General features: G+C 62.8%; 25 protein-coding genes and 1 riboswitch. Of the genes, 17 read left to right on the top strand and 8 right to left on the bottom strand.

Features of this window, described 5'->3' with window-relative positions; all coding sequences use genetic code 11:
* Positions 1 to 367: 367 nt before the first annotated feature.
* Complete coding sequence (locus TZ03_RS03910) at positions 368 to 601, bottom strand: hypothetical protein (protein ID WP_051095856.1); 234 nt, start codon at positions 599 to 601, stop codon at positions 368 to 370.
* 212 nt (positions 602 to 813) lie between these two features.
* Between TZ03_RS03910 and TZ03_RS03905 the strand changes: the two genes are divergently transcribed.
* Positions 814 to 1,398, top strand: a complete 585-nt coding sequence (locus TZ03_RS03905) for a YajG family lipoprotein (protein ID WP_051095855.1) — start codon at positions 814 to 816, stop codon at positions 1,396 to 1,398.
* A 169-nt stretch (positions 1,399 to 1,567) separates the two neighbouring features.
* On the opposite strand, the gene TZ03_RS03900 is transcribed toward TZ03_RS03905, so the two are convergent.
* Positions 1,568 to 1,777, bottom strand: coding sequence for a hypothetical protein (locus tag TZ03_RS03900; protein WP_051095854.1), 210 nt, complete (start codon positions 1,775 to 1,777; stop codon positions 1,568 to 1,570).
* Between the two features lie 160 nt (positions 1,778 to 1,937).
* On the opposite strand from TZ03_RS03900, the gene TZ03_RS03895 reads away from it, so the two are divergent.
* Complete coding sequence (locus TZ03_RS03895; RefSeq protein ID WP_051095853.1) at positions 1,938 to 2,198, top strand: hypothetical protein; 261 nt, start codon at positions 1,938 to 1,940, stop codon at positions 2,196 to 2,198.
* Between the two features lie 34 nt (positions 2,199 to 2,232).
* Here TZ03_RS03895 and TZ03_RS03890 read toward each other — a convergent pair whose 3' ends face one another.
* The gene (locus tag TZ03_RS03890; protein ID WP_177328430.1) at positions 2,233 to 3,402 is read right to left on the bottom strand and encodes a 1-acyl-sn-glycerol-3-phosphate acyltransferase; all 1,170 of its coding nucleotides are present in this window, start codon (positions 3,400 to 3,402) and stop codon (positions 2,233 to 2,235) included.
* Positions 3,403 to 3,524: 122 nt separating this feature from the next.
* On the opposite strand from TZ03_RS03890, the gene TZ03_RS03885 reads away from it, so the two are divergent.
* From TZ03_RS03885 to TZ03_RS03870, 4 genes are all read left to right on the top strand, one after another.
* Entirely contained in the window at positions 3,525 to 3,710 is a 186-nt protein-coding gene (locus TZ03_RS03885) for a CPXCG motif-containing cysteine-rich protein (RefSeq protein WP_051095851.1), read from the top strand.
* Positions 3,710 to 3,970: a putative signal transducing protein gene (locus tag TZ03_RS03880; protein WP_051095850.1), complete on the top strand. Its 261-nt coding sequence runs from the start codon at positions 3,710 to 3,712 to the stop codon at positions 3,968 to 3,970. The genes TZ03_RS03885 and TZ03_RS03880 overlap by 1 nt, the downstream gene beginning before the upstream one ends.
* A 15-nt stretch (positions 3,971 to 3,985) precedes the next feature.
* On the top strand, positions 3,986 to 4,606 hold the full coding sequence (locus tag TZ03_RS03875; RefSeq protein WP_051095849.1) for an SOS response-associated peptidase: 621 nt from the start codon (positions 3,986 to 3,988) through the stop codon (positions 4,604 to 4,606).
* Between the two features lie 264 nt (positions 4,607 to 4,870).
* A complete protein-coding gene (locus TZ03_RS03870; protein WP_051095848.1) occupies positions 4,871 to 5,689 on the top strand; it encodes a M48 family metallopeptidase in 819 nt (272 codons plus the stop codon).
* 232 nt (positions 5,690 to 5,921) lie between these two features.
* Here the strand turns inward: TZ03_RS03870 and TZ03_RS03865 are convergent, their stop codons facing one another.
* The 3 genes from TZ03_RS03865 to TZ03_RS03855 all read right to left on the bottom strand — a co-directional run bounded on the left by TZ03_RS03865 (position 5,922) and on the right by TZ03_RS03855 (position 8,790).
* Complete coding sequence (locus tag TZ03_RS03865) at positions 5,922 to 6,506, bottom strand: TMEM165/GDT1 family protein (protein ID WP_051095847.1); 585 nt, start codon at positions 6,504 to 6,506, stop codon at positions 5,922 to 5,924.
* 88 nt (positions 6,507 to 6,594) lie between these two features.
* A riboswitch (yybP-ykoY riboswitch) is annotated at positions 6,595 to 6,734 on the bottom strand.
* A 39-nt stretch (positions 6,735 to 6,773) separates the two neighbouring features.
* The gene (locus TZ03_RS03860; protein ID WP_051095846.1) at positions 6,774 to 7,772 is read right to left on the bottom strand and encodes a class I SAM-dependent methyltransferase; all 999 of its coding nucleotides are present in this window, start codon (positions 7,770 to 7,772) and stop codon (positions 6,774 to 6,776) included.
* A gap of 52 nt (positions 7,773 to 7,824) precedes the next feature.
* Positions 7,825 to 8,790: a 2-hydroxyacid dehydrogenase gene (locus TZ03_RS03855; protein WP_051095845.1), complete on the bottom strand. Its 966-nt coding sequence runs from the start codon at positions 8,788 to 8,790 to the stop codon at positions 7,825 to 7,827.
* Between the two features lie 321 nt (positions 8,791 to 9,111).
* On the opposite strand from TZ03_RS03855, the gene TZ03_RS03850 reads away from it, so the two are divergent.
* The 10 genes from TZ03_RS03850 (at position 9,112) to TZ03_RS03805 (ending at position 22,689) form a co-directional block, all read left to right on the top strand.
* Positions 9,112 to 10,794, top strand: coding sequence for a fatty acid--CoA ligase (locus TZ03_RS03850; protein ID WP_051095844.1), 1,683 nt, complete (start codon positions 9,112 to 9,114; stop codon positions 10,792 to 10,794).
* Positions 10,795 to 11,126: 332 nt separating this feature from the next.
* Complete coding sequence (locus tag TZ03_RS03845; RefSeq protein WP_051095843.1) at positions 11,127 to 13,010, top strand: DUF1302 domain-containing protein; 1,884 nt, start codon at positions 11,127 to 11,129, stop codon at positions 13,008 to 13,010.
* Positions 13,011 to 13,035: 25 nt separating this feature from the next.
* Positions 13,036 to 14,400 carry a DUF1329 domain-containing protein gene (locus TZ03_RS03840; protein ID WP_051095842.1) on the top strand — a complete coding sequence of 455 codons (1,365 nt, stop codon included), beginning with the start codon at positions 13,036 to 13,038 and terminating at the stop codon, positions 14,398 to 14,400.
* 326 nt (positions 14,401 to 14,726) lie between these two features.
* Entirely contained in the window at positions 14,727 to 17,444 is a 2,718-nt protein-coding gene (locus TZ03_RS03835; protein ID WP_051095841.1) for a LuxR C-terminal-related transcriptional regulator, read from the top strand.
* A 159-nt stretch (positions 17,445 to 17,603) separates the two neighbouring features.
* Positions 17,604 to 19,211 carry a response regulator gene (locus TZ03_RS03830; protein WP_051095840.1) on the top strand — a complete coding sequence of 536 codons (1,608 nt, stop codon included), beginning with the start codon at positions 17,604 to 17,606 and terminating at the stop codon, positions 19,209 to 19,211.
* The gene (locus TZ03_RS03825; protein WP_051095839.1) at positions 19,208 to 19,900 is read left to right on the top strand and encodes a sensor histidine kinase; all 693 of its coding nucleotides are present in this window, start codon (positions 19,208 to 19,210) and stop codon (positions 19,898 to 19,900) included. Before TZ03_RS03830 ends, TZ03_RS03825 begins: the two co-directional genes overlap by 4 nt.
* 184 nt (positions 19,901 to 20,084) lie before the next feature.
* On the top strand, positions 20,085 to 20,282 hold the full coding sequence (locus TZ03_RS03820; RefSeq protein WP_051095838.1) for a hypothetical protein: 198 nt from the start codon (positions 20,085 to 20,087) through the stop codon (positions 20,280 to 20,282).
* 34 nt (positions 20,283 to 20,316) lie between these two features.
* On the top strand, positions 20,317 to 20,847 hold the full coding sequence (locus tag TZ03_RS03815) for a hypothetical protein (protein ID WP_051095837.1): 531 nt from the start codon (positions 20,317 to 20,319) through the stop codon (positions 20,845 to 20,847).
* A gap of 401 nt (positions 20,848 to 21,248) precedes the next feature.
* Complete coding sequence (locus TZ03_RS03810) at positions 21,249 to 21,869, top strand: MBL fold metallo-hydrolase (protein ID WP_051095836.1); 621 nt, start codon at positions 21,249 to 21,251, stop codon at positions 21,867 to 21,869.
* 109 nt (positions 21,870 to 21,978) lie between these two features.
* Positions 21,979 to 22,689 carry an OmpA family protein gene (locus tag TZ03_RS03805; RefSeq protein ID WP_051095835.1) on the top strand — a complete coding sequence of 237 codons (711 nt, stop codon included), beginning with the start codon at positions 21,979 to 21,981 and terminating at the stop codon, positions 22,687 to 22,689.
* Between the two features lie 135 nt (positions 22,690 to 22,824).
* On the opposite strand, the gene pta is transcribed toward TZ03_RS03805, so the two are convergent.
* Together pta and TZ03_RS03795 are read right to left on the bottom strand one after the other, a co-directional pair.
* Positions 22,825 to 24,912 carry a phosphate acetyltransferase gene (gene pta, locus TZ03_RS03800; protein WP_051095834.1) on the bottom strand — a complete coding sequence of 696 codons (2,088 nt, stop codon included), beginning with the start codon at positions 24,910 to 24,912 and terminating at the stop codon, positions 22,825 to 22,827.
* Positions 24,913 to 24,943: 31 nt separating this feature from the next.
* Positions 24,944 to 25,246: a DUF3565 domain-containing protein gene (locus TZ03_RS03795; protein ID WP_051096118.1), complete on the bottom strand. Its 303-nt coding sequence runs from the start codon at positions 25,244 to 25,246 to the stop codon at positions 24,944 to 24,946.
* On the opposite strand from TZ03_RS03795, the gene TZ03_RS03790 reads away from it, so the two are divergent.
* Positions 25,245 to 25,730, top strand: coding sequence for an FKBP-type peptidyl-prolyl cis-trans isomerase (locus tag TZ03_RS03790; protein ID WP_003247325.1), 486 nt, complete (start codon positions 25,245 to 25,247; stop codon positions 25,728 to 25,730). The two genes, TZ03_RS03795 and TZ03_RS03790, sit on opposite strands and share 2 nt — an antisense overlap.
* Positions 25,731 to 25,779: the final 49 nt, after the last annotated feature.

Genomic DNA, 25,779 nt, shown 5'->3' with positions numbered 1-25,779 from the left:
TTTGCCGCCTGTTCAGGGCTGTTCGGGACACATCTGCCGCTTTTGCACATGCCAGACTGTTCATTTGCTCGCCACACTCTCGTGAAGTTGTGAAAAACCGTTTTTTCACGCTCTTTTGGAGACGTGAACCTCAAAAGGGGACTGCGCGATGGCAACCCACAGGTTCATGCAGTGCGAAGGGCCGGAAAGCAGGCACGACAGCCGATGCAAGACCTGAGTGGAAGGCTCTCTGTGGGCGAAGCGGGAGGTGCCGGGGTCAATCGGCGAATGCGGGGCCCGATCAGGAGACGTCCTTATAATCGGGGGGAGATTATAGCGATGTCGCGGGCAGAAATGTCGCCATTCTTGGTTTTTATTGCAGCGTTTGTCAGGCGGCGAGGATGCGCTGGTGCCAGCGGCGGCTTGCGCGGGCGCAAACCCGGGCGCTGGCGGGTAGCTCGCGGCCCAGCCAGGTGAGCTGGATTTCACTGATCTGGACCCAGCCGCTACCGCTGGGTGCCTGGCTGCATTGCTTGAAGGCCAGGCATTTGCCTGCGGCGTCCAGGCGGGCATAGGTGTTGTGGCGCGGGTATTGGAAGAGCAGGGTCCAGAGCGAGGCCATGGCGGCGAGTCCTGTGCATTAGGGCTTGGCCCAAGGATAAGGGCGTGGCCATGAAACGATTGTGACAATGGTTCTGGGCGGCAAGCCATAAAGCTGCAAGCCTCAAGAAAAACCCAGCCCGTCGTGCGATCTGCTTTCACTTGCAGCTTGCCGCTTATAGCTTGCCGCTAGGTATACTGTGCGCCTTCGCCGCATTTTCTGGAGTAACGCGCATGTTGCAACGTCTGTTGTTCGGTTTGCTCGCCGTGGCCAGCCTCAGCCTGGTCGGTTGTGCCCACAGCCCGCAACAACTCAACCCGCAACCCACGCTCAAGGCCCAGCTCGCTCCGGTCGGCCATGGCCAGCCGGTGGTGGTCAAGGTGGTCGATGGTCGGCCTTCGCAGTCCCTGGGCACTCGCGGTGGCATGTACCCCGAGACCAGCACCATCAGCGTCAGCGGTAACGACGTGGTGCCCAAGCTGCAGGCCCAGGCCGAAGCCGCCGTGCGCCTGCTCGGTTTCACCCCGACGCCGAACGCCTACAACGCGCCGCAGTTGACCGTGACCCTGGCCGAGCTGAAATACCAATCGCCGAAAGACAACCTCTACGTGACCGAAGCCACCATCGGCGCCACCTTCCGTGCCGACGTGACCAATGGCGGCCGCCGCTACAGCGGCCGCTACGGCGCTTCGCTGGACCAGCGCTTCGGCATGGCGCCGAACCAGGATACCAACACCCAACTGGTGGGCGATGTGCTGAGCGATGCGCTGACCCGCCTGTTCAAGGACCCGTCCATCGGGCAGGTGCTGGGCCAGTAAGCTTTCAGCTGGAAAAGAAAACCCGCTGCCTGTGTGTCAGGCAGCGGGTTTTTTGTTGTCTGTACCGGCCTCTTCGCGGGCACGCCCGCTCCCACAGGAATATCACTATGCTCAGGTCCAGTGATATCCCTGTGGGAGCGGGCGTGCCCGCGAAGAGGCCGGTACAGGTTTAAGCAGCTTCAAATATCTGGAAATCCAGCAAGCTGACGCCGGTATGGGTATCGATGTCCGGCAAGTCCTCATGCACATGCCCGCCCAGGGCACAGTAGACCAGCCACTGACGGTCCTGCACATTGATGGCAAAACCATCGATCAGCGCCTGTTGTTCATCGCTCTGGGCAACGAGATAGAGGCGGTCCTGGTTTTCGGCGTGCAGCATTGAACAAGCTCCGGATCATGAAAAGGCCGACAGGGTGGCCTGTTCTGATGACGAGCGCATGACAGATGAAATTAATGACAGTTTGTCGCCAAGGCCGGGCGCCGGGGTGTGACTTGGGTAGAATGCGGGCCTTTGCCGTCGCTTACACCGAGGTTGCGTGATGTCCTTGCAAGTGCTCTGGGGGTTCCTGGCCGCCCACCCCACCAAGCTGATCAACCTGCTGGCGCTGCTGCTGACCTGCCCGGGCGGGTTGCTGCTGCACAGTGCCCGGCGGCGCGAGGTGCAAGCCCGCGAGAGCCTGGCAGTGGAGGACGGGGTGGTGGACGCGTTCGGCCTGCGGGTGCCCAAGTACTTCTATATCCTTGGGTTTTCGTGCCTGGCGATGGCTCTGCTGCTGTCCTGGTTCAGTACCTGGGTTTGAGAACCTGGGGCTGCGAAGCAGCCCCCATGGTACTTCAGGCAACCGGCGCCTGTTGCTTGACCTGGTACTGGTTGCGTACCGGCGTCGCATACTGCAATACCAGGTAAGGCCGCTGCTCTTCAGGGCAGGCATCCAGGCGGCGCTGCCATTCTTCCTTGGCCCGGGCCAGCTCATCGGCCGGGAACACCTTCTCGGCGCTCGGCACCTGCAGGGCTTCATCCTTGCCGTCCCACATCGCATAGGCCAGGTAATGCACCGGGAACAGCCGGTAGCCGCCGAGGATCTGCCGGTCTATTTCCGCCGCCAGTTGCTTGGTGTCCTCATGGTACTCGGTCACCGGCGGGGCGAAGTTGATGTGCACTCGGCCTTTGTAGCCGGTGATGCCCTTGGCGATGCTGTTGTCGTCCTCGCCCGGCGCCTTCTTGTAGGTACCGGTGGTAGCGCGGATGTACAGCTCGCGGGCCTTGGCCTGGTCGCAAGGGTCGTATTCGTAGCTGATCGACACTGGTATCAGGTTCAAGCTCTGGATCACCGCACCGAATGGCTCGTCCTTGCGGCTCATGTGGAACATCTTGAGGATCGCCGAGTCGGTGCGGTCGTCACCGTCCTTGGCCCGGCCTTCGGCCTGGGCGATCCAGATCGACGTGGCGTCGTTGCGGATCGAATGGTTGATGTAGGCCGAGAGCAATTGGTAGGCCGCCAGCTTCTCGCGGCGGCCACTGATCGAGCGGTGCACGATGAAGCTCTTGTTCAGGCGCATCATGTCGCTGACAAACGGCTTTTGCAGCAGGTTGTCACCAATGGCGATGCGTGGGGTCGGCAGGCCGGCGTGGTATACCGCGTAGTTGACGAAGGCCGGGTCCATGACAATGTCGCGGTGGTTGGCCAGGAACAGGTAGGCAGTGCCGGCCTTGAGCTGCTCCACGCCCGAATAGGTGACGCCGTCGGTGGCGCGATCGATGGTCTGGTCGACGTAGTACTCGACTTTGTCCTGCAAGGTCGAGACACAGGTGACGCCGGCGAATTCCTTGCGCAGGCGGCGGGCGATCAGGGGCTTGAGCAACCAGCCGAGAGCACCGGCCGCACGCGGGAAGCGGAAGTGGGTGAGGATATCGAGGAATGCCGGGTCGCTGAGCAGGCGTGCCAGAACGGCAGGGACCTCAGCGTCGTCATACGGTCGGATGGCATCGAATTCGCCCATCATGCTCTCTTGTTGGAAACGGCTAGGGTAATAAGGTAGGGGCGGGCTCCGAAAAACGGCTCGGACGCACACAGACCCTGTAAACAGACCGGCAATTATACGCATAAGTCACTGCGGAGACCGCGATGCTGGAAACCGACTTCTATGATTGCCCTTATTGTGGCGAACGTGTGGAAACCACCGTCGATCTGTCCGGTGGCGACCAGGTCTACACCGAAGATTGCCAGGTGTGCTGCCAGCCTGTGGTGTTCATTCTGCAGGTGCATGGTGACGAATGGATGCTCGAAGTGCGGCGCGAGGACGATGCCTGATGAAGCGGATCTACGAGCCGGAAAGCCTGCTCGAGGCCCAGATGCTGGCAGGCATGCTCGCCAGCGAGGGGGTCGAGGTGCACCTGGTCGGCCGTGACCTGGTCGGTGCCGCTGGCGAGCTGCCGATGCAGGGCCTGCTGGGGCTTGCCGTGGCCGATGAGCAGGCCGAGTACGCACGGCAACTGATCGATGCGTACAATGACGCCCAGCCACTGGTTGGCGACGAACCGGAGAGTTTCCCCGGTACTTTGATCTGCTAGGTTCTAAATTCGCCCATGTGTGGACGTTATGCCCTGTTTCGCTGGCCCCAGGCGCTTGCCTGTCTGCCTGGCTTTCCCGATGGCCAGCCGGCCCAATGGAACATCTCGCCGGGGGCTTCGGTGCTGATCCAGCGCCAGCTCGACGGCCAGCAGCAGCTGGCCAAGGCGCGCTGGGGGCTGACCCCGGCCTGGCTCACCGACCTGTCCCGCACCCCTGCCCATGCCCGCGCCGAAACTCTGGCCGAGCAGCCGATGTTTCGCGATGCGTTTCGCCAGCGTCGCTGCCTGATGCCGGCCAACGGCTTTTACGAATGGCGCGGCAGCGTGCGCAAACGCCCCTATTGGCTGACCCCGGGTGAGGGTTCGTCACTGTACTTCGCAGCGGTGTGGGAGGCCTACCCGGTGCAGGACCAGGTGTGGCTGAGTTGTGCGGTGGTGACCCAGGCGGCCATGAGCCAGCGTCGGCCGCTGATACTGGACGAGGCGGGGCAGGCGGCCTGGCTTGACCCGGATACGCCGTTGACGCGTTTGCATGAGCTGCTGGCCAGCCCGCCGGCGACGTTGCGCGAGCGGGCCCTGGCGAACTTCGTCAACGACCCGAAACTGGATGCACCGGAGTGCCTGACCCCGGCCTGATGGGTTGCCTGCAGCGGCCCTATCGCCGGCAAGCCAGCTCCCACCTCCCTGTGGGAGTAACTGTCTTGTATTGCCTGGGCTGGCCTCATCGCCGGCAAGCCGGCTCCCACAGGCACTGCACAGGGCTTGAAGCCTATGCGGTCGAGGTGGGAGCTGGCTTGCCGGCGATAGGGCCAGTGCCGGCTACGAAAATCTTCCCTGCGGCTATGGCGGCTCCAGCCGACTCAGCCTAGGATACGCCGCATGTAGATAGGGAGTGTTTTCATGCGTAAGTCTTTTGTCGTCAGCCTGTTGAGCGCTGGCATCCTGCTAGCTGGCTGCCAGGCAGTGAATACCACCAGCGGCGGTGCTGTCGGCGTTGAGCGCAAGCAATATATGTTCAGCATGCTCTCGACCGATGAGGTCAACCAGATGTACGCCCAGTCATACCAGCAGACCTTGGGTGAGGCATCGAGCAAAGGCGTGCTCGACAAGTCCAGCGCCGATGCCAAGCGTGTGCAGGTGATCGCCAACCGTTTGATCGCCCAGGCGCCCAGGTTCCGCCCGGATGCCGCGCAATGGAACTGGGAAGTCAACGTGATCAAGAGCGACGAGCTCAACGCCAACTGCGGCCCGGGCGGCAAGATCATCGTCTACACCGGGTTGATCGATCAGCTCAAGCTCACCGATGCGGAAATTGCCGCGGTGGTGGGGCATGAAATTGCCCACGCCCTGCGCGAGCACAGCCGCGAGGCGATGTCCAAGGCATACGGCGTGGAAATGGCCCGCCAGGGTGCCGGTGCCATCTTCGGCCTGGGCCAGAGCAGCATGGCCCTGGCCGATACCGTGGTGAACTACGCCATGACCTTGCCCAACAGCCGTGCCAACGAGAACGAAGCCGACCTGATCGGCCTGGAGTTGTCGGCGCGTGCCGGTTACGACCCGAATGCCGCGATCACCTTGTGGAACAAGATGAGCAAGGCCTCCGAAGGCGCGCCGCCTGAGTTCATGAGCACTCACCCGGCGTCCGATAGCCGCATTGCTTCGTTGCAGGCGGCGATTCCGAAGGTGATGCCGTTGTATCAGGCTGCGGCCAAGCAGTAAGTCTGCAAGGGGCTGCTTTGCAGCCCAATCGCCGGCAAGCCAGCTCCCACCTCGACCGCATCGATCTCAAGCCCTGTGCAGTCCCTGTGGGAGCTGGCTTGCCGGCGATGAGGCCAGCCCAGGCAATATAAGACAGTTGCTCCCACCTCGACCGCATCGATCTCAAGCCCTGTGCAGTCCCTGTGGGAGCTGGCTTGCCGGCGATTGGGCCGCAGCGGGGCCCCTTTGGCAGTTACCCAATCCAGCCACTGGCCTTCATCGCCGAGTACACGGCCACGATCGCCAGCACGATGAACGCCGTGGCCGCCAGGCGCCGAATCAGCGTCAACGGCAGTTTGTCCGCTGCGAAGTTACCTGCCAGCACCACCGGCACGTTGGCAATCAGCATGCCCAGGGTGGTGCCGATGATGACCATGATCAGGTGCGGGTACTGTGCCGCCAGCATCACCGTGGCGACCTGGGTCTTGTCGCCGATTTCGGCCAGGAAAAACGCGATCAGCGTGGTCAGGAACGGCCCGAAGCGGCGTGCCGGATTTTCATCGTCATCCATCTTGTCCGGTATCAGCGTCCACAGCGCTGTGGCGGTAAAGCTTGCGGCCAGGATCCAGTGCAATGTCGAATCGCTGAAGAAGCTGCCGACCCACGCGCCCACGGCCCCCGCCGCGGCATGGTTGGCCAGGGTGGCAGCGATGATGCCGGCGATGATCGGCCACGGCTTGCGGAAGCGGGCCGCGAGAATGAGCGCGAGCAGTTGCGTCTTGTCGCCGATTTCGGCGAGCGCAACGATGGCGGTGGGGACCAGCAAAGATTCCAGCATCAGGTTTCCTACGGGGGCGGGTCGACACGGCTATGACACGTACAACCTCCCCGCCCCGGGTAAGGTGTGCGTGTCATAGGTCTTGTCAAACCCTGGATCCGTCTTTGCGGATCTTTCCATGCAGGCTGGCATGGTGGGTCGCACGCGCCATGGTCTATGGACCAAGTATGTTGACGCGTACCGGGCGAGCAGGGTGCTCGCGGGAGACTACTCCCCTAGGACGGTGCGGATTCTGCCTAGGCAAAACGCTTTCGGCAAGCGCTGTTTTTATCCATGTGTTGCCTGGTAGATACGGAAACCGTCGGCCTCGTCGCGTACCTGGCAGTTGCCCAGCGCCCCTTCGATCAGCGGCTGGTAGCGTAGGAAGCTGTTGGCCACCAGGCGCATTTCGCCACCTTTTCGCAGATGAACGGCGGATTTTTTCAGCAAGTTTTCCGAAGCCTGGTAATTGGTGTGCACCCCGGTGTGGAACGGCGGGTTGCTCAGGATCAGGCTGAGTTCGGTCGGCGCTGCGTCGATGCCATCACCGCTGATCACCTCGCCTTCCAGGCCATTGGCAGCCAGCGTCAGGCGGCTGGCCGCCACGGCGAAGGCATCCACGTCCAGCAGGGTCACCCGGCTTTGTGGATAACGGCGTTTGACCGTGGCGCCGAGCACCCCGGCACCGCAACCGAAGTCCAGTACATGGCCGTCAGGCAGGCCGTCGAGGTGCTTGAGCAACAGCGCGGTGCCCCGGTCGAGGCGGCCATGGCTGAACACTCCAGGCAGGCTGACCACTTGCAGCGGCCCGTCCTCCAGGGCGAGTTCGAAGCGTTCGGCCAGGCTTTCCAGCGGTTTTGCCTGCGGTGCCTGGTCGACGGTCACTTGCCACAGCTGGCAATGCCGGGCGCTGTCGAGCTTGCGCGGTTTGCCAAAGGCCTGCAGCTGTTTGGCCGCGCCTTCGATGCCGCCGCGTTTCTCACCGACCAGGTACAGCTCGCGGCCGGCCAGGCGCGAAGCCAGAGCATTGAGCAGGTAGGCAGCCAATTCGCGGGACTTGGGCAGGAACAGCACGGCACTGTCGAAAGCTACCTGCGGGGGCTCGACCGCGTAGTGGCTGCGGCCGCCGAAGCGGCTTTCGAGCATGGCCTGATCACCCGCATGCCAGGTCCAGGCCTGGGCCTGGGGCAATTGGCCGAGCAGGTCGTCGGCGGGGGCGCCGGCGACCAGCAGCGGCCCCTGGAACAGCTCTGCCTGGCGGAGCAACACTTCACTGCGCGGGTCCATGGACGACGCCTCCTGAAAAAGTGGCGCAGTGTAGCAGAGGCGGGCGCCGGGCTCAGCTGACCATGCGGCGTGGTTGCCCGGCGAAGAAGGCCTGGGCGTTCTCGCTGAGCTGGCCGACGATACGCTGGCGCGACTCCACCGCACCCCAGGCGCTGTGCGGGGTGATGATCAGGCGCGGGATACCGGGTCCGAGCAGCGGGTTGCCGTTGATCGGTGGCTCGACGCTCAGCACGTCGGTGGCAGCGCCCCCCAGGTGGCCACTGCGCAGGGCGTCGGCCAGCGCCTGTTCGTCGATCAGGCCACCCCGGGCGGTATTGACCACCAGTGCATTGGGCTTGAGCAGGGCCAACTGCCGGGCACCGATCATGTGCCGGGTGTGCTCGTTCAGCGGGCAGTGCAGGGTCAGGGCATCGACTTGCGGCAGCAGTTCGTCCAGCGGCAGCCGGTCGGCGCGTTCCGGGCGCCCGGGGATCTGCCCGCTCAAAACGCGCATGCCAAAGGCCTCGGCCAGCCGTGCCACCGCACCGCCCAGTTCACCGTGGCCGAGCAGGCCGAGGGTCTTGCCCTCCAGTTCGACGATTGGGAAGTCCAGCAGGCAGAACTGGCTGGCCTTGGCCCATTGTCCGTCGGCTACCGCCTGGTTGTAGTCGCACAACCGGGTGGCCAGGGCCAGCAGCAGGGCTAGGGTGTGCTGGGCCACCGACGGCGTGCCGTAGCCTTGGCAGTTACATACGGTGATGCCCTGGGCGCGCGCTGCCACCAGGTCGACATTGTTGGTGCCGGTGGCGGCCACCAGGATCAGCTTGAGCTGCGGGTTGGCAGCCAGGGCTGCGGCGTCGAGCATGACCTTGTTGCTGACCACGGCAACGGCGCCCTGCAGGCGTTCGGCGACCTGGTCCGGGCGGGTGGCGGCGAACAACTCGAACTCGTCGAACTGCTGCTTCAGGGGCGAGAGGTCGAGATCGCCCAGGTCCAGGGACTGGTGATCGAGAAACACGGCGCGACGCGGGCTGGGCATGGGGTTCTCCGGTGGCAGGGCGGGATAATGGTGCTGCGGTGTGGCCATTCGCGGGCACGCCCGCTCCCACAGGTACTGCACAACCCCAAAGGTTGGTGGAGTACCTGTGGGAGCGGGTTTACCCGCGAAAGGGCCATGGAGCTCCAGTACAAATCCTGAAGCCGCTCAGCGCAGTGTCTAGCCCGCGGTTACTGCCCGTCAACGCCCGCCCGCTCATACCTCTGCCACGCAAATCATTCCTTTGGCTGATTTAGCCGTCACATTGGCGAACTACAGTAGTTGCCAGACTTGTCCGGCCCGCTTTTCAGAAAAGGGATACCCATGTTGCAGACCCGCATCATCAAGCCCGCCGAGGGCGCCTACGCCTACCCACTGCTGATCAAACGCCTGCTGATGTCCGGCAGCCGCTATGAAAAGACCCGCGAAATCGTCTACCGCGATCAGTTGCGGCTGACTTATCCACAGCTCGACGAGCGCATCGCGCGCCTGGCCAATGTGCTGACCGAAGCTGGGGTAAAGGCCGGTGACACCGTGGCGGTGATGGACTGGGACAGCCATCGCTACCTCGAATGCATGTTCGCCATCCCGATGATCGGTGCGGTGGTGCATACCATCAACGTGCGCCTGTCGCCCGAGCAGATCCTCTACACCATGAACCACGCTGAAGACCGCGTGGTGCTGGTGAACAGCGACTTCGTCGGCCTCTACCAGGCCATTGCCGGGCAGCTGACCACCGTCGACAAGACCCTGCTGCTGACCGATGGCCCGGACAAGACCGCCGAGTTGCCCAACCTGGTCGGCGAGTACGAGCAACTGCTCGCCGCAGCCAGCCCACGCTACGATTTCCCGGACTTCGACGAGAACTCGGTGGCCACCACCTTCTACACCACCGGCACCACCGGCAACCCCAAGGGGGTGTACTTCACCCACCGGCAACTGGTGCTGCATACGCTGGCCGAAGCCTCGGTGACCGGCAGTATCGACAGCGTGCGGCTGCTGGGCAGCAACGATGTGTACATGCCTATCACCCCGATGTTCCATGTGCACGCCTGGGGCATTCCCTACGCCGCCACCATGCTCGGCATGAAGCAGGTGTACCCGGGGCGCTACGAGCCGGACATGCTGGTAAAGCTGTGGCGCGAAGAGAAAGTCACCTTCTCCCATTGCGTGCCGACCATCCTGCAGATGCTGCTGAACTGCCCGACCGCCCAAGGCCAGGACTTCGGCGGCTGGAAGATCATCATCGGCGGCAGCGCGCTCAACCGTTCGCTGTACCAGGCCGCCCTGGCGCGTGGCATCCAGCTGACGGCGGCGTATGGCATGTCCGAAACCTGCCCGCTGATCTCCGCCGCGCACCTGAACGACGAGTTGCAGGCCGGCAGCGAGGATGAGCGCGTCACCTACCGTATCAAGGCCGGCGTGCCGGTGCCTCTGGTCGAGGCGGCCATCGTCGATGGCGACGGCAACTTCCTGCCTGCCGATGGTGAAACCCAGGGCGAACTGGTGCTGCGTGCGCCATGGCTGACCATGGGCTACTTCAAGGAGCCGGAAAAGAGCGAAGAGCTGTGGCAGGGCGGCTGGCTGCACACCGGTGATGTCGCCACCCTCGATGGCATGGGCTACATCGACATCCGCGACCGCATCAAGGATGTGATCAAGACCGGCGGCGAGTGGATTTCCTCGCTTGACCTGGAGGACCTGGTCAGCCGCCACCCGGCGGTACGCGAAGTGGCGGTGGTCGGGGTTGCCGACCCGCAGTGGGGCGAGCGCCCGTTTGCCCTGCTGGTGGTGCGCGACGGCCAGGCCATCGACGCCAAGGCGCTCAAGGAACACCTCAAGCCATTCGTCGAGCAAGGGCATATCAACAAGTGGGCGATTCCAAGCCAGATCGCCATTGTTACTGAAATTCCCAAGACCAGTGTCGGCAAGCTCGACAAGAAACGCATTCGCCAGGACATCGTCCAGTGGCAGGCCAGCAACAGCGCGTTCCTTTCCACGCTGTAGCCACGGTGCGGGTCGTGTGCGCCAGAACGCGACCCGCATGCTAGAGGGGCCGGCGCCTTGCCAAATGGCAGAAATGCGCCATCCTTGAGCACTGCCAGCCCGCAACCAGGACAACATAGCAGCGAGCTGGCGGCATGGAGCGCAAATCACACTTTAGAGGGATCAAGCGCCTGTGCCTTGCTGGCTATAGTCGGGGCCAGGGGATTTTCAGGAATGGGGGAGGGCGACACGCGCAAGCCGTGTCGCCGCGGGCGCAAGCCTGCAAACCGGTCGCCCGGGCCGTTCTTGAAAGGACTCACTGCCATAACAAAAAAGTACATGGAGTAGCGTCGATGAAATCTGCAAACCTGTTCTGGCGCCGGGCCAAGTTGCCTTTGGCCGTCAGCCTTGCTTCCACGCTCGCAAGTCCTGCTTTCGCGGTCAGTTTCAACATTGGTGAAATCGAAGGCCAGTTCGACTCTTCGCTCTCCATCGGCGCCAGCTGGTCGACTGCCAACCCCAACAAGAACCTGATCGGGGTGAACAACGGCGGCAAGGGCCTGTCGCAGACGTCCGACGATGGCCACCTGAACTTCAAGAAGGGCGAAACCTTCTCCAAGATCTTCAAGGGTATCCATGACCTGGAGCTCAAGTATGGTGACACCGGTGTGTTCGTGCGCGGCAAGTACTGGTACGACTTCGAGCTGAAGGACGAAGGCCGCGAGTTCAAGGACATCAGCGATTCCAATCGCAAGGAGGGCGCCAAGTCGTCCGGCGCCGAGCTGCTCGACGCCTTCGTCTATCACAACTACTCCATCGGCGATCAGCCGGGCTCGGTGCGCCTGGGCAAGCAGGTGGTGAGCTGGGGTGAAAGTACCTTCATCGGCGGCGGCATCAACTCGATCAACCCCATCGACGTGTCGGCGTTTCGTCGCCCGGGGGCCGAGATCAAGGAAGGCCTGATCCCGGTCAACATGTTCTACATCTCCCAGAGCCTGACCGACAACTTGTCGGCCGAGGCCTTCTACCAGATCGAATGGGACCAGACGGTCGTCGACAACTGCGGCACCTTCTTCTCCCAGCCGGACATCATTGCCGACGGTTGTACCGACAACCTGCGCGTGCTCAGCAGCAGCCGCACCCTCAATGGGCTGCCAGCGCTTGCCAGGGGCGTGCTTGCTGCCAACAACGTCAACTACAACGAAGAGGGCGTGCTGGTAAGGCGTGGTGCCGATCGCGATGCTCGCGACGGTGGCCAGTTCGGCGTGGCGTTCCGCTACATGTTCGAGCCGCTGGATACCGAGTTCGGTGCGTACTTCATGAACTACCACAGCCGTGCGCCGATCTTCAGTGCGACCGGCGCCTCCCAGGCTGCGTTCGATTTTGCCAATAGCCTGACGCCAACGCCGCTATCGGGGCTGCGCCCGCTGCTCATTGCCGGCAACTCGCAGTACTTCGTCGAGTATCCAGAAGACATCCGCCTGTATGGCTTGAGCTTCTCCACCACGCTGCCTACCGGTACCGCCTGGAGCGGCGAGCTTAGCTATCGCCCCAATGCACCGGTGCAGCTGAACTCTACCGACATCCTGTTCGCTGGTGTCACGCCGCTGGCCGGGTTCGGTAACGCATCCTTGCTCCAGGGGGCACCTGGTGAGGACTTGCACGGTTACCGGCGCAAGGAAATCACCCAGTTCCAGACCACCTTCACCCACTTCTTCGATCAAGTCATGGGCGCCAGCCGCCTCACTGTGGTGGGCGAAGTCGGTGTTACTCATGTCGGCGGCCTGGAAAGTACCAGCAAGGTACGTTATGGCCGTGACCCGGTCTACGGCCCTGGCGAACTGCCCGGTGGCATGTGTACCGCGCTCAACGGTTCCACCATCGGTGGCTCTGGCCTGGGCAGCTCTACCGCCAACCTGTCGCGCAACTGCAACAGCGATGGTTTCACCACCAGCACCTCGTGGGGTTACCGCGCTCGCGCCATCTGGGACTACAACGATGTGTTTGCGGGGGTCAACCTCAAGCCGAGCGTGGCCTGGTCGCACGACGTAGATGGTTACTCGCCAGGCCCAGGTGGCAACTTCGAGGAAGGTCGCAAGGCTGTCAGCCTGGGCCTGGACGCCGAATACCAGAACACCTATACGGCGAGCCTTTCTTACACCAACTTCTTCGACGGCAAGTACACCACCGTGGATGACCGCGACTTCGTCGCCCTCAGCTTCGGCGTGAACTTCTAAGCATATAGATCCAGGACGACACGACATGAACAAGACCAGAAGTCTGCTGCAAGCCGGTGTGCTGGGCCTGTCCCTGCTGGCGACCAGCGTCATGGCTGCGGTATCCGCCGACGAGGCGGCCAAGCTGGGCAGCACCCTGACCCCGATGGGCGCCGAAAAGGCCGGCAATGCCGATGGCTCGATCGGCCCGTGGGAGCCGCTGTCGAAGACGGCGGGCAGTGTCGATGGCAAGGGCTTCCTCTCCGACCCGTACGGCAGTGAAAAACCGCTGTTCACCATCACCGCGCAGAACGCCGACCAGTACAAGGACAAGCTTTCGCCGGGCCAGTTGGCCATGCTCAAGCGCTACCCGGACACCTTCAGGATCCCGGTGTTCAAGACCCACCGCGGCTCCACGGTACCCGCCGAGGTGTTCGCCGCCATCAAGGAAAACGCCACCAAGACCACCTTGGTCGAAGGCGGCAACGGCCTGAACAACTTCCGCACGGCCGTGCCGTTCCCGATCCCGCAAAGCGGTCTGGAAGTGATCTGGAACCACATCACCCGCTACCGTGGCGGCAGCGTCAGCCGCCTGGTGACCCAGGCCACGCCGCAGCAGAACGGCTCCTACAGCCTGGTGTACTTCTCCGACCAGTTCGTCTTCCGCGACAAGATGAAGGACTACGACCCGAACAACCCTGGCAACATCCTGTTCTACTTCAAGCAGGAAGTGACCGCGCCTGCGCGGCTGGCCGGTACCGTGCTGCTGGTGCACGAAACGCTCGATCAGGTGAAGGAGCCGCGCAAGGCCTGGATCTACAACGCCGGCCAACGCCGCGTGCGTCAGGCACCGCAGGTGTCGTACGACGGCCCGGGTACCGCTGCCGACGGCCTGCGCACTTCGGACAACCTGGACATGTACAACGGTGCGCCAGACCGTTACGACTGGAAGCTGGAGGGCAAGAAGGAGATGTACATCGCCTCCAACGCCTTCAAGCTGGATGACCCGAAGCTCAAGTACGCCGACATTCTCAAGGCCGGGCACATCAACCAGGACCTGACCCGTTATGAGCTGCGTCGCGTCTGGCATGTGGTCGCTACCCTCAAGCCGGGCCAGCGGCACATCTATGCCAAGCGTGACTTCTACATCGACGAAGACACCTGGCAGGCCGCGGTGATCGACCAGTACGACGGCCGTGGTCAGCTGTGGCGCGTATCCGAGGCCCACGCCCAGCCGTATTACAACATGGACGTGCCGTGGTACACCCTGGAGACCATCTACGACCTGCAGTCGGGCCGCTACCTGGCCTTGGGCATGAAGAACGAAGAGAAGCGGGCCTACGACTTCGGCTTCAGCGCCAGCAAGGCTGACTTCCAGCCTGCGGCATTGCGCCAGTCGGGTATTCGTTGATCCGAGCGTCATTCACTCCGTGTGATCCCCAGAACGCCCCGGCTTGTCCGGGGCGTTTCTATTTACCGCCCACAGGTTTGGCGCTGAGCTTTGGAAATGCGCGGTCCCTGTGGGAGCGGGCTTGCCCGCGAAGAGGCCCGAACAGGCAATAAATCTGCTGAATACTCCACCAAACCCTCGCCCCAGGCCTTGTCCATCAGCGTTGTTGCTTTTTGTCGTAGTCTTTTACAGCCTAATTGTCCCCATCATCTTCAAATGCGCTGCGTTACCCGCTAGTCTCGCAAGCATCCATACCGCCGTAGTCTTCCAACCAGAACGAGCCGGCCATGATAGATCTGTCCCGTACGCATGGATTCGCCAGCCAGGCCGTGGGCCTGCTGGACGGGCGTTTCTTCCGGCCGCCGTTGCCAGACGGCCATGTGCCGCGCCCACGCCTGTGTCAGCGTCTGCAAGCCGGCCTTGGCGGGCGCTTGCTGCTGGTCAATGCCGCGGCGGGGTTCGGCAAAAGCTCCCTGGCCATCGAATTCTGCGAAGCGCTACCCGAGCACTGGCGTAGTCTGTGGCTGGGTCTGAGCCAACGAGATGCCGACCCAGGCCGCTTCCTCGAACGCCTGCTCGAAGGCCTGCAGCAGTACTGCCCGGCGTTGGGCGGCCAGGCCATGGGCCTGCTGAAAATGCGCCAGCGCCACCAGCCGTTCGCCTTCGAAGAATGGCTCGATGGCCTGCTCGACGAACTGGCGCTGTACCTGCAAGCCGATACCCCTTTGCTGCTGGTGCTGGACGACTATCACCTGGCCCAGGGGCCGGTGCTCGACCGTTGCCTGCAGTTCTTTCTCAACCATCTGCCCGCCGGCCTGGTGTTGCTGGTCACCAGCCGCCAGCGCCCGGACTGGCATCTGGCGCGCCTGCGCCTGTCGCGGCAACTGGCCGAACTCAACGAACAGGATTTGCGCCTGACCGCCGAGGAATCCCTGGCGGTGATCGGCCGCCAGCCCACCGGTCTGCGCGGCCAGGCTCTGGACAACCTGATCCAGCGCAGCGATGGCTGGGTGGCCGGGTTGCGCTTCTGGCAGCTGGCGGCCAGCGAGTCCGCTGACGAGCAGGCCTTGCCCCAGGCCTTGCATGGTGGTGAGGGCCTGATCCGCGACTACCTGCTTGAAGAAGTCATCGACATGCTGCCCGCCGACGTACAGGCCTTTCTGTACGACACGGCCTGCCAGGAGCGCTTCTGCGCCCCATTGTGCGATGCCTTGCGTGGCCGTCACGACAGTGCCGCAATCCTGCGCTTCCTGCAGGCACACCAGGTGTTCCTGGTGCCGCTGGACGAACATGGCCACTGGTTCCGCTATCACCACCTGTTCTCCGACCTGCTGCGCAGCCGCCAGGCCAGCGAACCGCTGGCCGGCCTGCACCTGCGTGCCTGCCGCTGGTTCGAAACCCAGGGCCTGCTGGACGAGGCGGTGGAGCAGGCGCTGCGTGCCGGCCACCTCGATGTCGCTGCCGGCCTGGTGCAGAGCCTGTCCGAGGAGCAGCTGCTGGCCGAACAGAACGTCGGCATGTTGCTGCGCTGGAAGATGGACCTGCCCGAAAGCCTACTGATCAGCACGCCACGCCTGATCGTGCTGTACAGCTGGGCATTGGGCCTGGCTTGCCAGCTGGACGCGGCCGAGGAACTGGCGGGTTACCTCAGCCGTTTTCTGCCGGCACCCTCGGCGACCGCGCAAAAGTCCATGCTGGCCCAGTGGCTGGCGCTGAGTGGTGTAATCGCCCGTGGCCGTGGTGACCGCGAGCGCACCCTGGCCTATTGCGGTGAAGCACTGCAGAGCCTGCCAAGCAAGCGTTACGGCCAACGTCTGGTGTGCTTGTCGACGTTGTCCAACCTGGCCATTGCCGATGGCGACTTCTGGCGGGCCCGTGGCTGGAACCGCGAGGCGCTGGAGCTGGCCCAGCGTGTCGGCAACCCGTTGTTCGAGGCCCTGGCCCATTACGACCGGGCACGGGTGCTGCACGCCCGTGGCGAGGTCTTGCGGGCGCTGGATGAAGTGCGCGAGGGGCTGCAACGCTTGCAGGGGCTTTCGGCACAGCGCCTGTATGCCGTACGCGCCCGCCTGATGCTTTACGAAGGCTACCTGCTGGTCGCGCGCCTGCAGCCGGCCCAGGGCCGTGCGCGCTTGCGCGCGGGGCTGGGCGAGGCGCGGGCTTGTCGGGACATCAGCGTGCTCATCGGGCACTGCGTGATCGCTACGCTCGATGGCCGGGAAGGGCACTTTGCCGAGGCCTTTGCCGAGCTGGCCGAGGCCGAGCGGCTGATGCATATCTGGGACGTCCCCCCGGTCTATTACCTGGCCATGATCACCCTGGTCAAATGCGAGTTGTGGCTAGCCCAGGGGCGCACCGACCTGGCCGAGTCATGGCTGCTGCGCCTGGGCCAGACCTATGGCGGCGAGCAACCGGCGGCAGCACCGGAGTTCCACCCGCTGCTGCCGATGCACATCGAGTTGCAGCAAGCGTTGCTCGAACGTATCCAGTCGCGTTGCGACGACGCCGCTCAACGCCTGGCTGGCCTGGTCGAACGCGGCCAGGCCAGTGGCGGCATGATGCTCACCGTCAGCGCCCTGTGCCAGTGGCTTGCCTTGTTGCTGAGCGAAGGCCGGGAAGGGCAGGCCGTGCAGTTGTTGCCAAGGTTGCTGGAAGCGGCCCATGGCGGCGTGTTGCAACCGTTCCAGCTTTTGCTGGAGAAGCATCCCCAGTGGCTTCACGAGCAGTTGCAGGCAAGGGCCGCTTGCCCGGTGCAGGCAGAGCTGCTCAAGCGCCTGCCGCAAATGCCAAGCGCCAGCACGGCTAGCGGCGAGGCCCTGAGTGGCCGCGAGCTGGCCGTGCTCGAGCTGATTGCCCAAGGCTGTTCCAACCAGCAGATCAGCGAGCGGCTGTTCATTTCACTGCACACCGTGAAAACCCACGCCAGCCACATCAACGGCAAGCTTGGGGTGGAGCGGCGTACACAGGCGGTGGCCAAAGCCAAATCCTTGGGGCTGCTGGCGTAAGGCTGGCCCGGTAGGTCGTTGCCCGCTAAAGTGATGGCCCGGGGCCATGGGTCGTGGCAGCAGATGCTCTATCCTCATCTTTCCCGACCGGCTGCCGATACAGCGATCGGTGGCATCGCCTCGCGCGATTTTTCAATCATTCCAAGGCAGGTCGTGTTGATGCTGCAGTACGGGCAAAAGAGCTTTCTGATCGTCGACGACTTTACCGACTTTCGCACGTCGACCCGTTCCATGCTGCGCGAGCTGGGCGTGCGCGATGTGGACACCGCCGACAGCGGCGAGCAGGCGCTGCGCATGTGCGTGCAGAAGCGCTATGACTTCATCCTGCAGGACTTCCACCTGGGCGACGGCAAGAAGAACGGCCAGCAGGTACTCGAAGACCTGATCATCGACAAGCACATCAGCCATGAATGCGTGTTCATCATGGTCACTGCCGAGAGCAGCCAGGCGATTGTCCTCAGCGCCATCGAACACGAGCCCGATGCCTACCTGACCAAGCCGTTCAATCGGGTTGGCCTGGCCCAGCGCGTCGAGAAACTGTACCAGCGCAAGACGCTGCTCAGGCCGATCCTGCAGGCCCTGGACCGCAATCGCCCGGGCGAAGTGCTGGCGGCCTGCGCCGAGCTGTGCAAACGGGACCCGCGCCTGGCACCGCTGTGCCTGCGCTATCGGGCCGATGCCTTGCGCAACCTCAACCGCTTCGAGGAGTTGGAAAAGTTCCTCAAGGCCATCCTGGCCAGCCGTCCGCAGCCGTGGGTGTACTCGGCGCTGGGCGCGCTGATGCACAAGCGCGGGCAGAATGCCCAGGCCCAGGGCGTGTACGAGCAGGCGCTCAAGGCGTTCCCGATCATGCCGGGCCTTTACGATGGCATGGCCGAGGTATTGGTGGCCCAGGGCGAAACCCAGCGCGCGCAGAGCATGCTTGAAGAAGCCGTGCGCCTGTCGCCGCTTTCAGTGCGGCGGCAGTCGACGCTGGGCAAGCTGGCGCTGCAGAACGAGGACTTCGAGAGCGCGTCGAAAGCGTTCCGCCATGCGGTGAACCAAGGGCAGAGCTCGCGCTACAAGGACCCTGAGAACAACCTTGGCCTGGTGCAGGCGCTGATGAGCAAGAATGCAGGCTTTGGCCTGGACGCCCGCACCCGGGTCGAGATCAACACCACGCTCAGCGAGGTGGCCAAGGAAAACCCCGAAGACCAGGGCTTGCAAGTGCGCGCGCGGATGATGAAAGCCGCCAGCCTGCAGCAGGCGGGCGACCCTGAAACGGCCGCCAAGCTGACCGAACAGGCGATCCAGCGCCTGGACAAGATGAACCAGTTCTTCTCTGTCGATTCGGCCCTGACCGTCGCTGCGCAGTTGCAGGCGATGGGACAGGAAGCGGCCGCCATCGGCGTGCTGAAGAGCTGTGTGGAAAGTTATGGCGATGACCCCAAGGTCATGGAGAAAGTGGGCAAGCTGACGGACGACCCCAGCGTGCTCAACGCCATTACCGAGGCGGTCACTCTCAATCGCCAGGGTGTGCGCAGTTACCAGGGAGGGCAACTCGGCGAGGCGTTGCAGTTGTTCCGCAAGGCATTGGGTTTGCAGCCGAAGAACATCAGTATCGCCCTCAATACCGCCCAGGCGCTGCTGCGCATCGGTGGTGAGAACCCTCAGCCCGCGATCCTGCAGGAGTGCCGCGACGCCTTGGGCAGCGTGGCTGGTATCCCTGGCAGCGACAATCGCTATGACCGTTACCGCAAACTGCACATCCGAGTATTCGGCGCATGAATCAAGACAATCAGGGGCTGGATTTTTCCACGGTGATCGCCTCCACCGTGCACGACCTGAAGAATACCTTGTCAGCGTTGATCCAGGCCCATGACCAGTGGATGCAGCGCTTGCCCGAGGAGCTGCGTGGTGGTGCCGAGCAGGGGGTCATGGAGCATGAGTTTCGTCACCTCAACGGCATGCTGGTGCAGTTGCTGGGGTTGTACAAACTCGGTGTGAACCAGTTGCCGGTGTGCCCGGACTACCACGAGCTGGACGATTTCATCGAAGCCCAGCTGGCTGCGCATGAAGAGGTGCTCAAGCACAAGGACATCCTCGCCACCTGGCGCATCGAAACCGATAACCCGTTGGGCTTCTTCGATCGTGAGCTGGTGGCCTCGGTGATTACCAACGTGATCACCAACGCCACCCGTTTTGCCGCGCATGCCTTGGTGATCACCATCGAAGAGGAAGACAACCAACTGGTCATTTGCGTCAACGATGACGGCCCAGGTTATCCACAGCGCATGCTCGAACGCCAGGAAGAGTTCATCCAAGGTATCGATTCGAACAGTGGCAGCACTGGCCTGGGGCTGTATTTCGCGGCGCGGATCGCGGCGCTGCATGAAAGCGGCGGGGTGCGCGGGCGGATCGAGATCTCCAATGGCGGGGCGCTTGGGGGCGGGTTGTTCAGGTTGTTTTTGCCTTGAGAGAAAGGTGTAGCGCGCGGTTCAGAGTGACACATTATGCAACGCTTCCTGGTGCTGCAGGGGCGACGTTTCGTCGTGGGTCGTAGGAGCAATCTGAACTCCACCAAACGGGCTTTTGGGCTCTTTTTCATTGGCGGTCATGCTGGTAGTTATTCGATTTTCGATGATTACCAGCAGAGTGGCCATGAAGGAATTTACCCAGAAATCGAAGCAATGCTCACAGACCGAAAGCGTGCGAGTGAAGGCGCATCAGAAGCTGGCGGGCTCCGGCGCAAGCCGCTATGACCTCGTGTCCCTCCTCGATCAGTGCGATTTCAATGCGCCGCAACCCAAAGATATGCAGGTGTGGAACCACATGCGACCAGTAGGTCGTGAGTTCTGAATGGGCGGAGGCTCAATTCGGACGTGGTGCCTGCATGAGAAGACGATTCAGCAAGCTTCGATATCAAGTCTTTCGCTCCCAAGCTCGAGCCCTCACTCATGAATTGCTGTGTCGGCAGCCAGATCTATTGAGCGCGGATGTAGAGGCAAGCCAAGTCCGGATAGAGCCGATAACGCGCGAAGCTGTCGCTGCTTGCCTGGAATGGCCGGATATTGGGTATCTGTTTCCTTGGGAGGAGATTGTCGACTGGAAGGATAGCGATCCCAAAGGGTTCGATCTTGCAATCTGGTTCGCAAACGATCTCTGCGGCCTCTGCTACGCAAGCCCTAGAAAGAGCAGCTTATGCATCAAGGTCATTCTGCTACAAGGTAATCCCAGCAGAACGCATCCATTGAGGGGAGAGATCGCTGGTTTGGCGCTGACATCGATAGACTTCTACGCTCGCATGTTGGGTTGCCAAGAGATTGAAGTACAAGACCCCCTTGAGGGCGCCCGGTCAGTTTATGAAGCGCTTGGCTTTACTTGGACTGCCGAAGGTCGGCTTGTGATCCAGATTGATTCCTAATAACATCGATCAAGAGTCGATCAAGCTTTTGGAGGTCGCCATGCGATCCAAAACCAGACAGGTAGAGTTGCTTGCCATCGCAAGATTTGAGGCTGAAGCAAGACGTCTTGCAGGTCGAATTTCCAGTAACCAGCTGCGGTTTCTGCAGGTGGCCAAGACTAAGGGGGCAGAGCTTGAGCCCGTGGGCCCTCTGGCAGGCGTCCCATCCTGATCGACAGTAGGTCAGGCGCCTTCCTGCAGGCTAGTATTTATCTGAAACCGGCCTATTGGCCGGTTTTTCGTTTGTCTCAGCGAGTGAATTCGGAGTTTTGGTTACATTTCGATTCTTGATTGAAATAATAGACTCGAAGCTTTTCAGTGCTCTCCGCTATTCCTCATGAGAAATACAATGACCCAAGCTCATTCGCGAAACCTTCCCCGTAGGCCCCCTGCAATGCAACTGCACGCTGATCGGCGACCCACTGACCAAAAAGGCCATCGTCGTCGACCCGGGCGGTGATCCGGACAAGATCCTGGCCCGCCTGCAGGCTCACGACCTGACGCTGGTAAGCATCATCCACACCCATGCGCACTTCGATCACTTCCTTGCCTCGGGCAAGCTCAAGGAGCTGACCGGCGCCACGCTGCATCTGCACAAGGACGACCAGGCGCTGTGGGACAACCTGGAGATGCAGTGCCAGATGTTCGGCGTGCCCTACACTCCGGTGCCGGCACCAGACCGCTGGCTGGGCGATGACGAGGAGCTGGCCTGCGGCTGCGGAGTGGCCCTGCATACCCCAGGCCACACCCCGGGCTCGATGAGCTTCTGGTTCGCCGATGCCAAGCTGCTGATCGCCGGTGACACCCTGTTCCGCCGTGGTATTGGCCGCACCGATTTGTGGGGTGGGGACCAGCGGGCTATCGTGCGTTCGATCAAGGAGCGGCTGTACCGCCTGGACGAAGAGGCCATCGTGGTAACGGGCCATGGCCCCGATACCCGCCTGGGTGACGAAATGCGCGAAAACCCCTTCGTGCGCGCCTGATGGCCAGTGAAAATGCTTTCACGGAATTTTTCGTTGCCCAAGCGTTCCAAGGCTGGCATAGATCCGTTCGCGGTCTGCCGCATTTACGAATTTCAGTAGGAGCTTGTCCATGTTCACCATGCGTCGTCTGATTATCGTCGCAACCGCCGCCGCCCTGATGAGCGGCTGTGCCAGCCAGAACCCGTACGACAACCAGGGGCAGGCGCAGGGCTCCACGGGGATGAGCAAGACCGCCAAGTACGGCGGCCTGGGCGCGCTGGCCGGCGCCATTGCCGGTGCCGCCATCGACCACAACAACCGCGGCAAGGGGGCACTGATCGGCGCCGCCGCAGTGGGTGCCGCTGCGGCCGGTTATGGCTACTACGCCGACAAGCAGGAAGCCGAGTTGCGCGCGCAGATGGCCAACACCGGCGTGGAAGTGCAGCGCCAAGGTGACCAGATCAAACTGATCATGCCGGGCAACATCACCTTCGCCACCGATTCGGCCAACATCGCACCAAGCTTCTATTCGCCGTTGAACAACCTAGCTGGCTCGTTCAAGCAGTTCAACCAGAACACCATCGAAGTGGTTGGCTTTACCGACAGCACCGGCAGCCGTCAGCACAACATGGACCTGTCCCAGCGCCGTGCGCAGGCGGTCAGCACCTACCTGACCTCGCAGGGTGTGGATGCCTCGCGTATCTCGGTGCGTGGCATGGGCCCGGACCAGCCGATCGCCAGCAACGCCGACGCCAATGGCCGTGCGCAGAACCGCCGTGTCGAGGTGAACCTGAAGCCGATTCCGGGCCAGCAGTATGACCAGGGCCAGGTTCAGCAGTAAGGCATCAATCCTGGGGCCGCGTTGCGGCCCATCGCAGGCTAGCCAGCTCCCACAGGTACTGCACAAGGCTCAAGGGCTGAGCAAATCCTGTGGGAGCTGGCTTGCCTGCGATGGGCAGCAAAGCAGCCCTGAATTCTAACCCGCTACGCTGGCCTGAATCGCCGTCAGGGCAATGGTATGCACGATATCGTCAACCTGCGCCCCGCGTGGCAAGTCGTTCACCGGCTTGCGCAAGCCCTGCAGCATCGGCCCCAGGCTGACCCCATCGGCGCTGCGCTGCACCGCCTTGTGCGTGGTATTGCCGGTGTTCAGGTCGGGGAACACGAACACCGTGGCACGCCCGGCCACCGGGCTACCCGGCGCCAGCTCCCGGGCAATCGCCGGGTTGGCCGCCGCGTCATACTGCAGTGGCCCATCGATCAGCAGTTCCTGCGCCGCACCCTGTGCCAGGCGGGTCGCTTCGCGCACTTTCTCGACTTCCTCATCGCTGGCCGAATCGCTTGAATAACTGATCATCGCCACCCGTGGTGCGATGCCGAAGGCCTGCGCCGATTCCGCGCTCTGTCGGGCGATTTCCGCCAGTTCGGCAGCGCTCGGGTGCGGGTTCATCACGCAGTCGCCATACACCAGCACTTGCTCGGGGAACAGCATGAAGAACACCGACGATACCAGGCTCGAGTCCGGCGCGGTCTTGATCAGTTGCAGGGCAGGGCGGATGGTGTTGGCGGTGGAGTGCACCAAGCCCGAGACCAGTCCGTCCACTTCGTCCAGGGCCAGCATCATGGTGCCGATCACCACCGGGTCTTCCAGTTGCTGTTCGGCCATCGGCGCGTTGAGGTTCTTGCTCTTGCGCAGCTCGACCATCGGCTCCACGTAGCGCCCGCGAATCAGCTCTGGGTCGAGGACCTCCAGGCCCGGCGGCAAGGTGATGCCCTGGGCACGGGCGACCGCGTCGACATCCTCGGGCTTGGCCAGCAGCACGCAGCGGGCAATGCCACGGGCCTGGCAGATGGCCGCAGCCTGTACCAGCAGCGGCTCGGCGCCTTCCGGCAGGACGATGCGCTTGTTGGCCTGCTGCGCACGCTGGATCAGTTGGTAGCGGAACACTGCCGGCGACAGGCGCAGTTCGCGTGGGGTGCCACAGCGCTGATGCAACCAGGCGGCGTCGAGGTGGCTGGCGACGAAGTCGGTGATGAATTCGGCGCGTTCGCGGTCGTCCACCGGGATTTCGCGGTTCAGCGAGTTGAGCTGGTTGGCGGTGTCATATGAACCGGTACTTACCGACAGGATTGGCAAGCCGGCTTGCAGGGCGCCACGGCACAGGCCGAGGATGCGCGCGTCGGGCTTGCTGTCACTGGTCAGCAACAGGCCGGCCAGCGGTACGCCATTGATCGCCGCCAGGCTGACGGCGAGGATGATGTCGTCGCGGTCGCCTGGGGTCACCACCAGGGTGCCCGAGGTGAGCAGCGGCACCGTGTTGGCCACGGTGCGCGCGCAGATGATGATCTTGCTCATGCGCCGCTGCTCATAGTCGCCGGCATTGAGCACTTGGGCGCCGAGCAATTCGGCCACGTCGCGGGTGCGCGGGGCGTTCAGTTCGGGCTGGTAGGGGATGCAGCCGAGCAGGCGGAAGTCATTGCCACGCAGCAAGGGCGAGTGCTCGCGCAGGCGCATGGAAAAATCCGCCATGCTTTCGTCGGTGCGTACTTTGTTGAGGATTACCCCGAGCACTTTCGGGTCGCGCGGGCCGCCGAACAGCTGGGCCTGTAGTTCGACCCTGCCCGACAGCTCGCTGAGTACTTCGTTTTCCGGTGCTGAAACCAGGATCACCTCGGCATCCAGGCTCTTGGCCAGGTGCAAGTTGACCCGCGCCGCATAGCTGGCGTGGCGGGTGGGCACCATGCCCTCGACCACCACCACGTCATTGCCGACGCAGGCTTGCTGGTAGAGGCGGATGATTTCTTCGAGCAACTCGTCCAGCTGGCCGTCGCCGAGCATGCGCTCGACGTGGGCCAGGCTCAGTGGCATGGGGGGCTTGATGCCGTGGGTGCGGGCGACCAGCTCGGTGGAGCGCTCGGGGCCGGTGTCACCCGGGTGAGGCTGGGCGATCGGCTTGAAGAAGCCGACCTTGACGCCAGCGCGCTCCAGGGTGCGCACCAGGCCCAGGCTGATGGAGGTCAGGCCGACACCGAAGTCGGTCGGCGCAATGAAAAATGTCTGCATGCGTGCTTCTCGAAATAAGCGGTGCAAAAAATCAACGGCCAAGGGTAGCGCTATCGGCCCCTTGTGCGCACCAGCCGCAAGCGAAAGGCTGGCCGATGCGTTGTGCGCGTTGTTCCGGGTCGAGCACCCAGGGGCGTGCCTGCCACGGCGGTTGGTGGCGCAGGTGCTGAGTGTGGCCGCAGGACAGTTCGGCCACCCAGTGGCCTTCTTCGTCCTGGTGGAAGCCGGTGATCCGACTGATGGGCCGTTGCTCGTCCGTAGTGCGTTCGCAATCGGGCGATGGCTTGGTTACACTTGTCCGCTCTACATACTTTTGCAAAAGGTCTTGCCCCATGCTGATCGCCGCCAACAAGGCTGTCTCCATCGACTATACCCTGACCAACGACGCCGGGGAGACCATCGACAGCTCCGCCGGTGGCGCGCCGCTGGTCTACCTGCACGGTGCCGGCAACATCATCCCGGGCCTGGAAAAAGCCCTGGAAGGCAAGCAGGCCGGTGACGAGCTGAACGTTTCCATCGAGCCGGAAGAGGCCTACGGCGAATATCTGGCCGAACTGGTCAGCACCCTGAACCGCAGCCTGTTCGAAGGCGTCGACGAGCTGGAAGTCGGCATGCAGTTCCACGCTTCGGCACCGGACGGGCAGATGCAGATCGTCACCATCCGCGACATCGACGGCGACGACGTCACCGTTGACGGCAACCACCCGCTGGCCGGCCAGCGCCTGACCTTCCAGGTCAAGGTGGTCAACGTGCGTGACGCCAGCGACGAAGAAATCGCTCACCGTCACATCCACGGTGAAGGTGGCCATCACCACTGATTTTCTGCGCTAAGCTCAGAAAGTCGCCAGGCGCTCGGGCAAGCCGATT

The organism is Pseudomonas sp. 10-1B, assembly GCF_000935045.1.
GTDB lineage: Bacteria > Pseudomonadota > Gammaproteobacteria > Pseudomonadales > Pseudomonadaceae > Aquipseudomonas.
The sequence above is the reverse complement of the archived record's forward strand: the minus strand, read 5'-3'. Positions and strand labels throughout refer to the sequence as shown.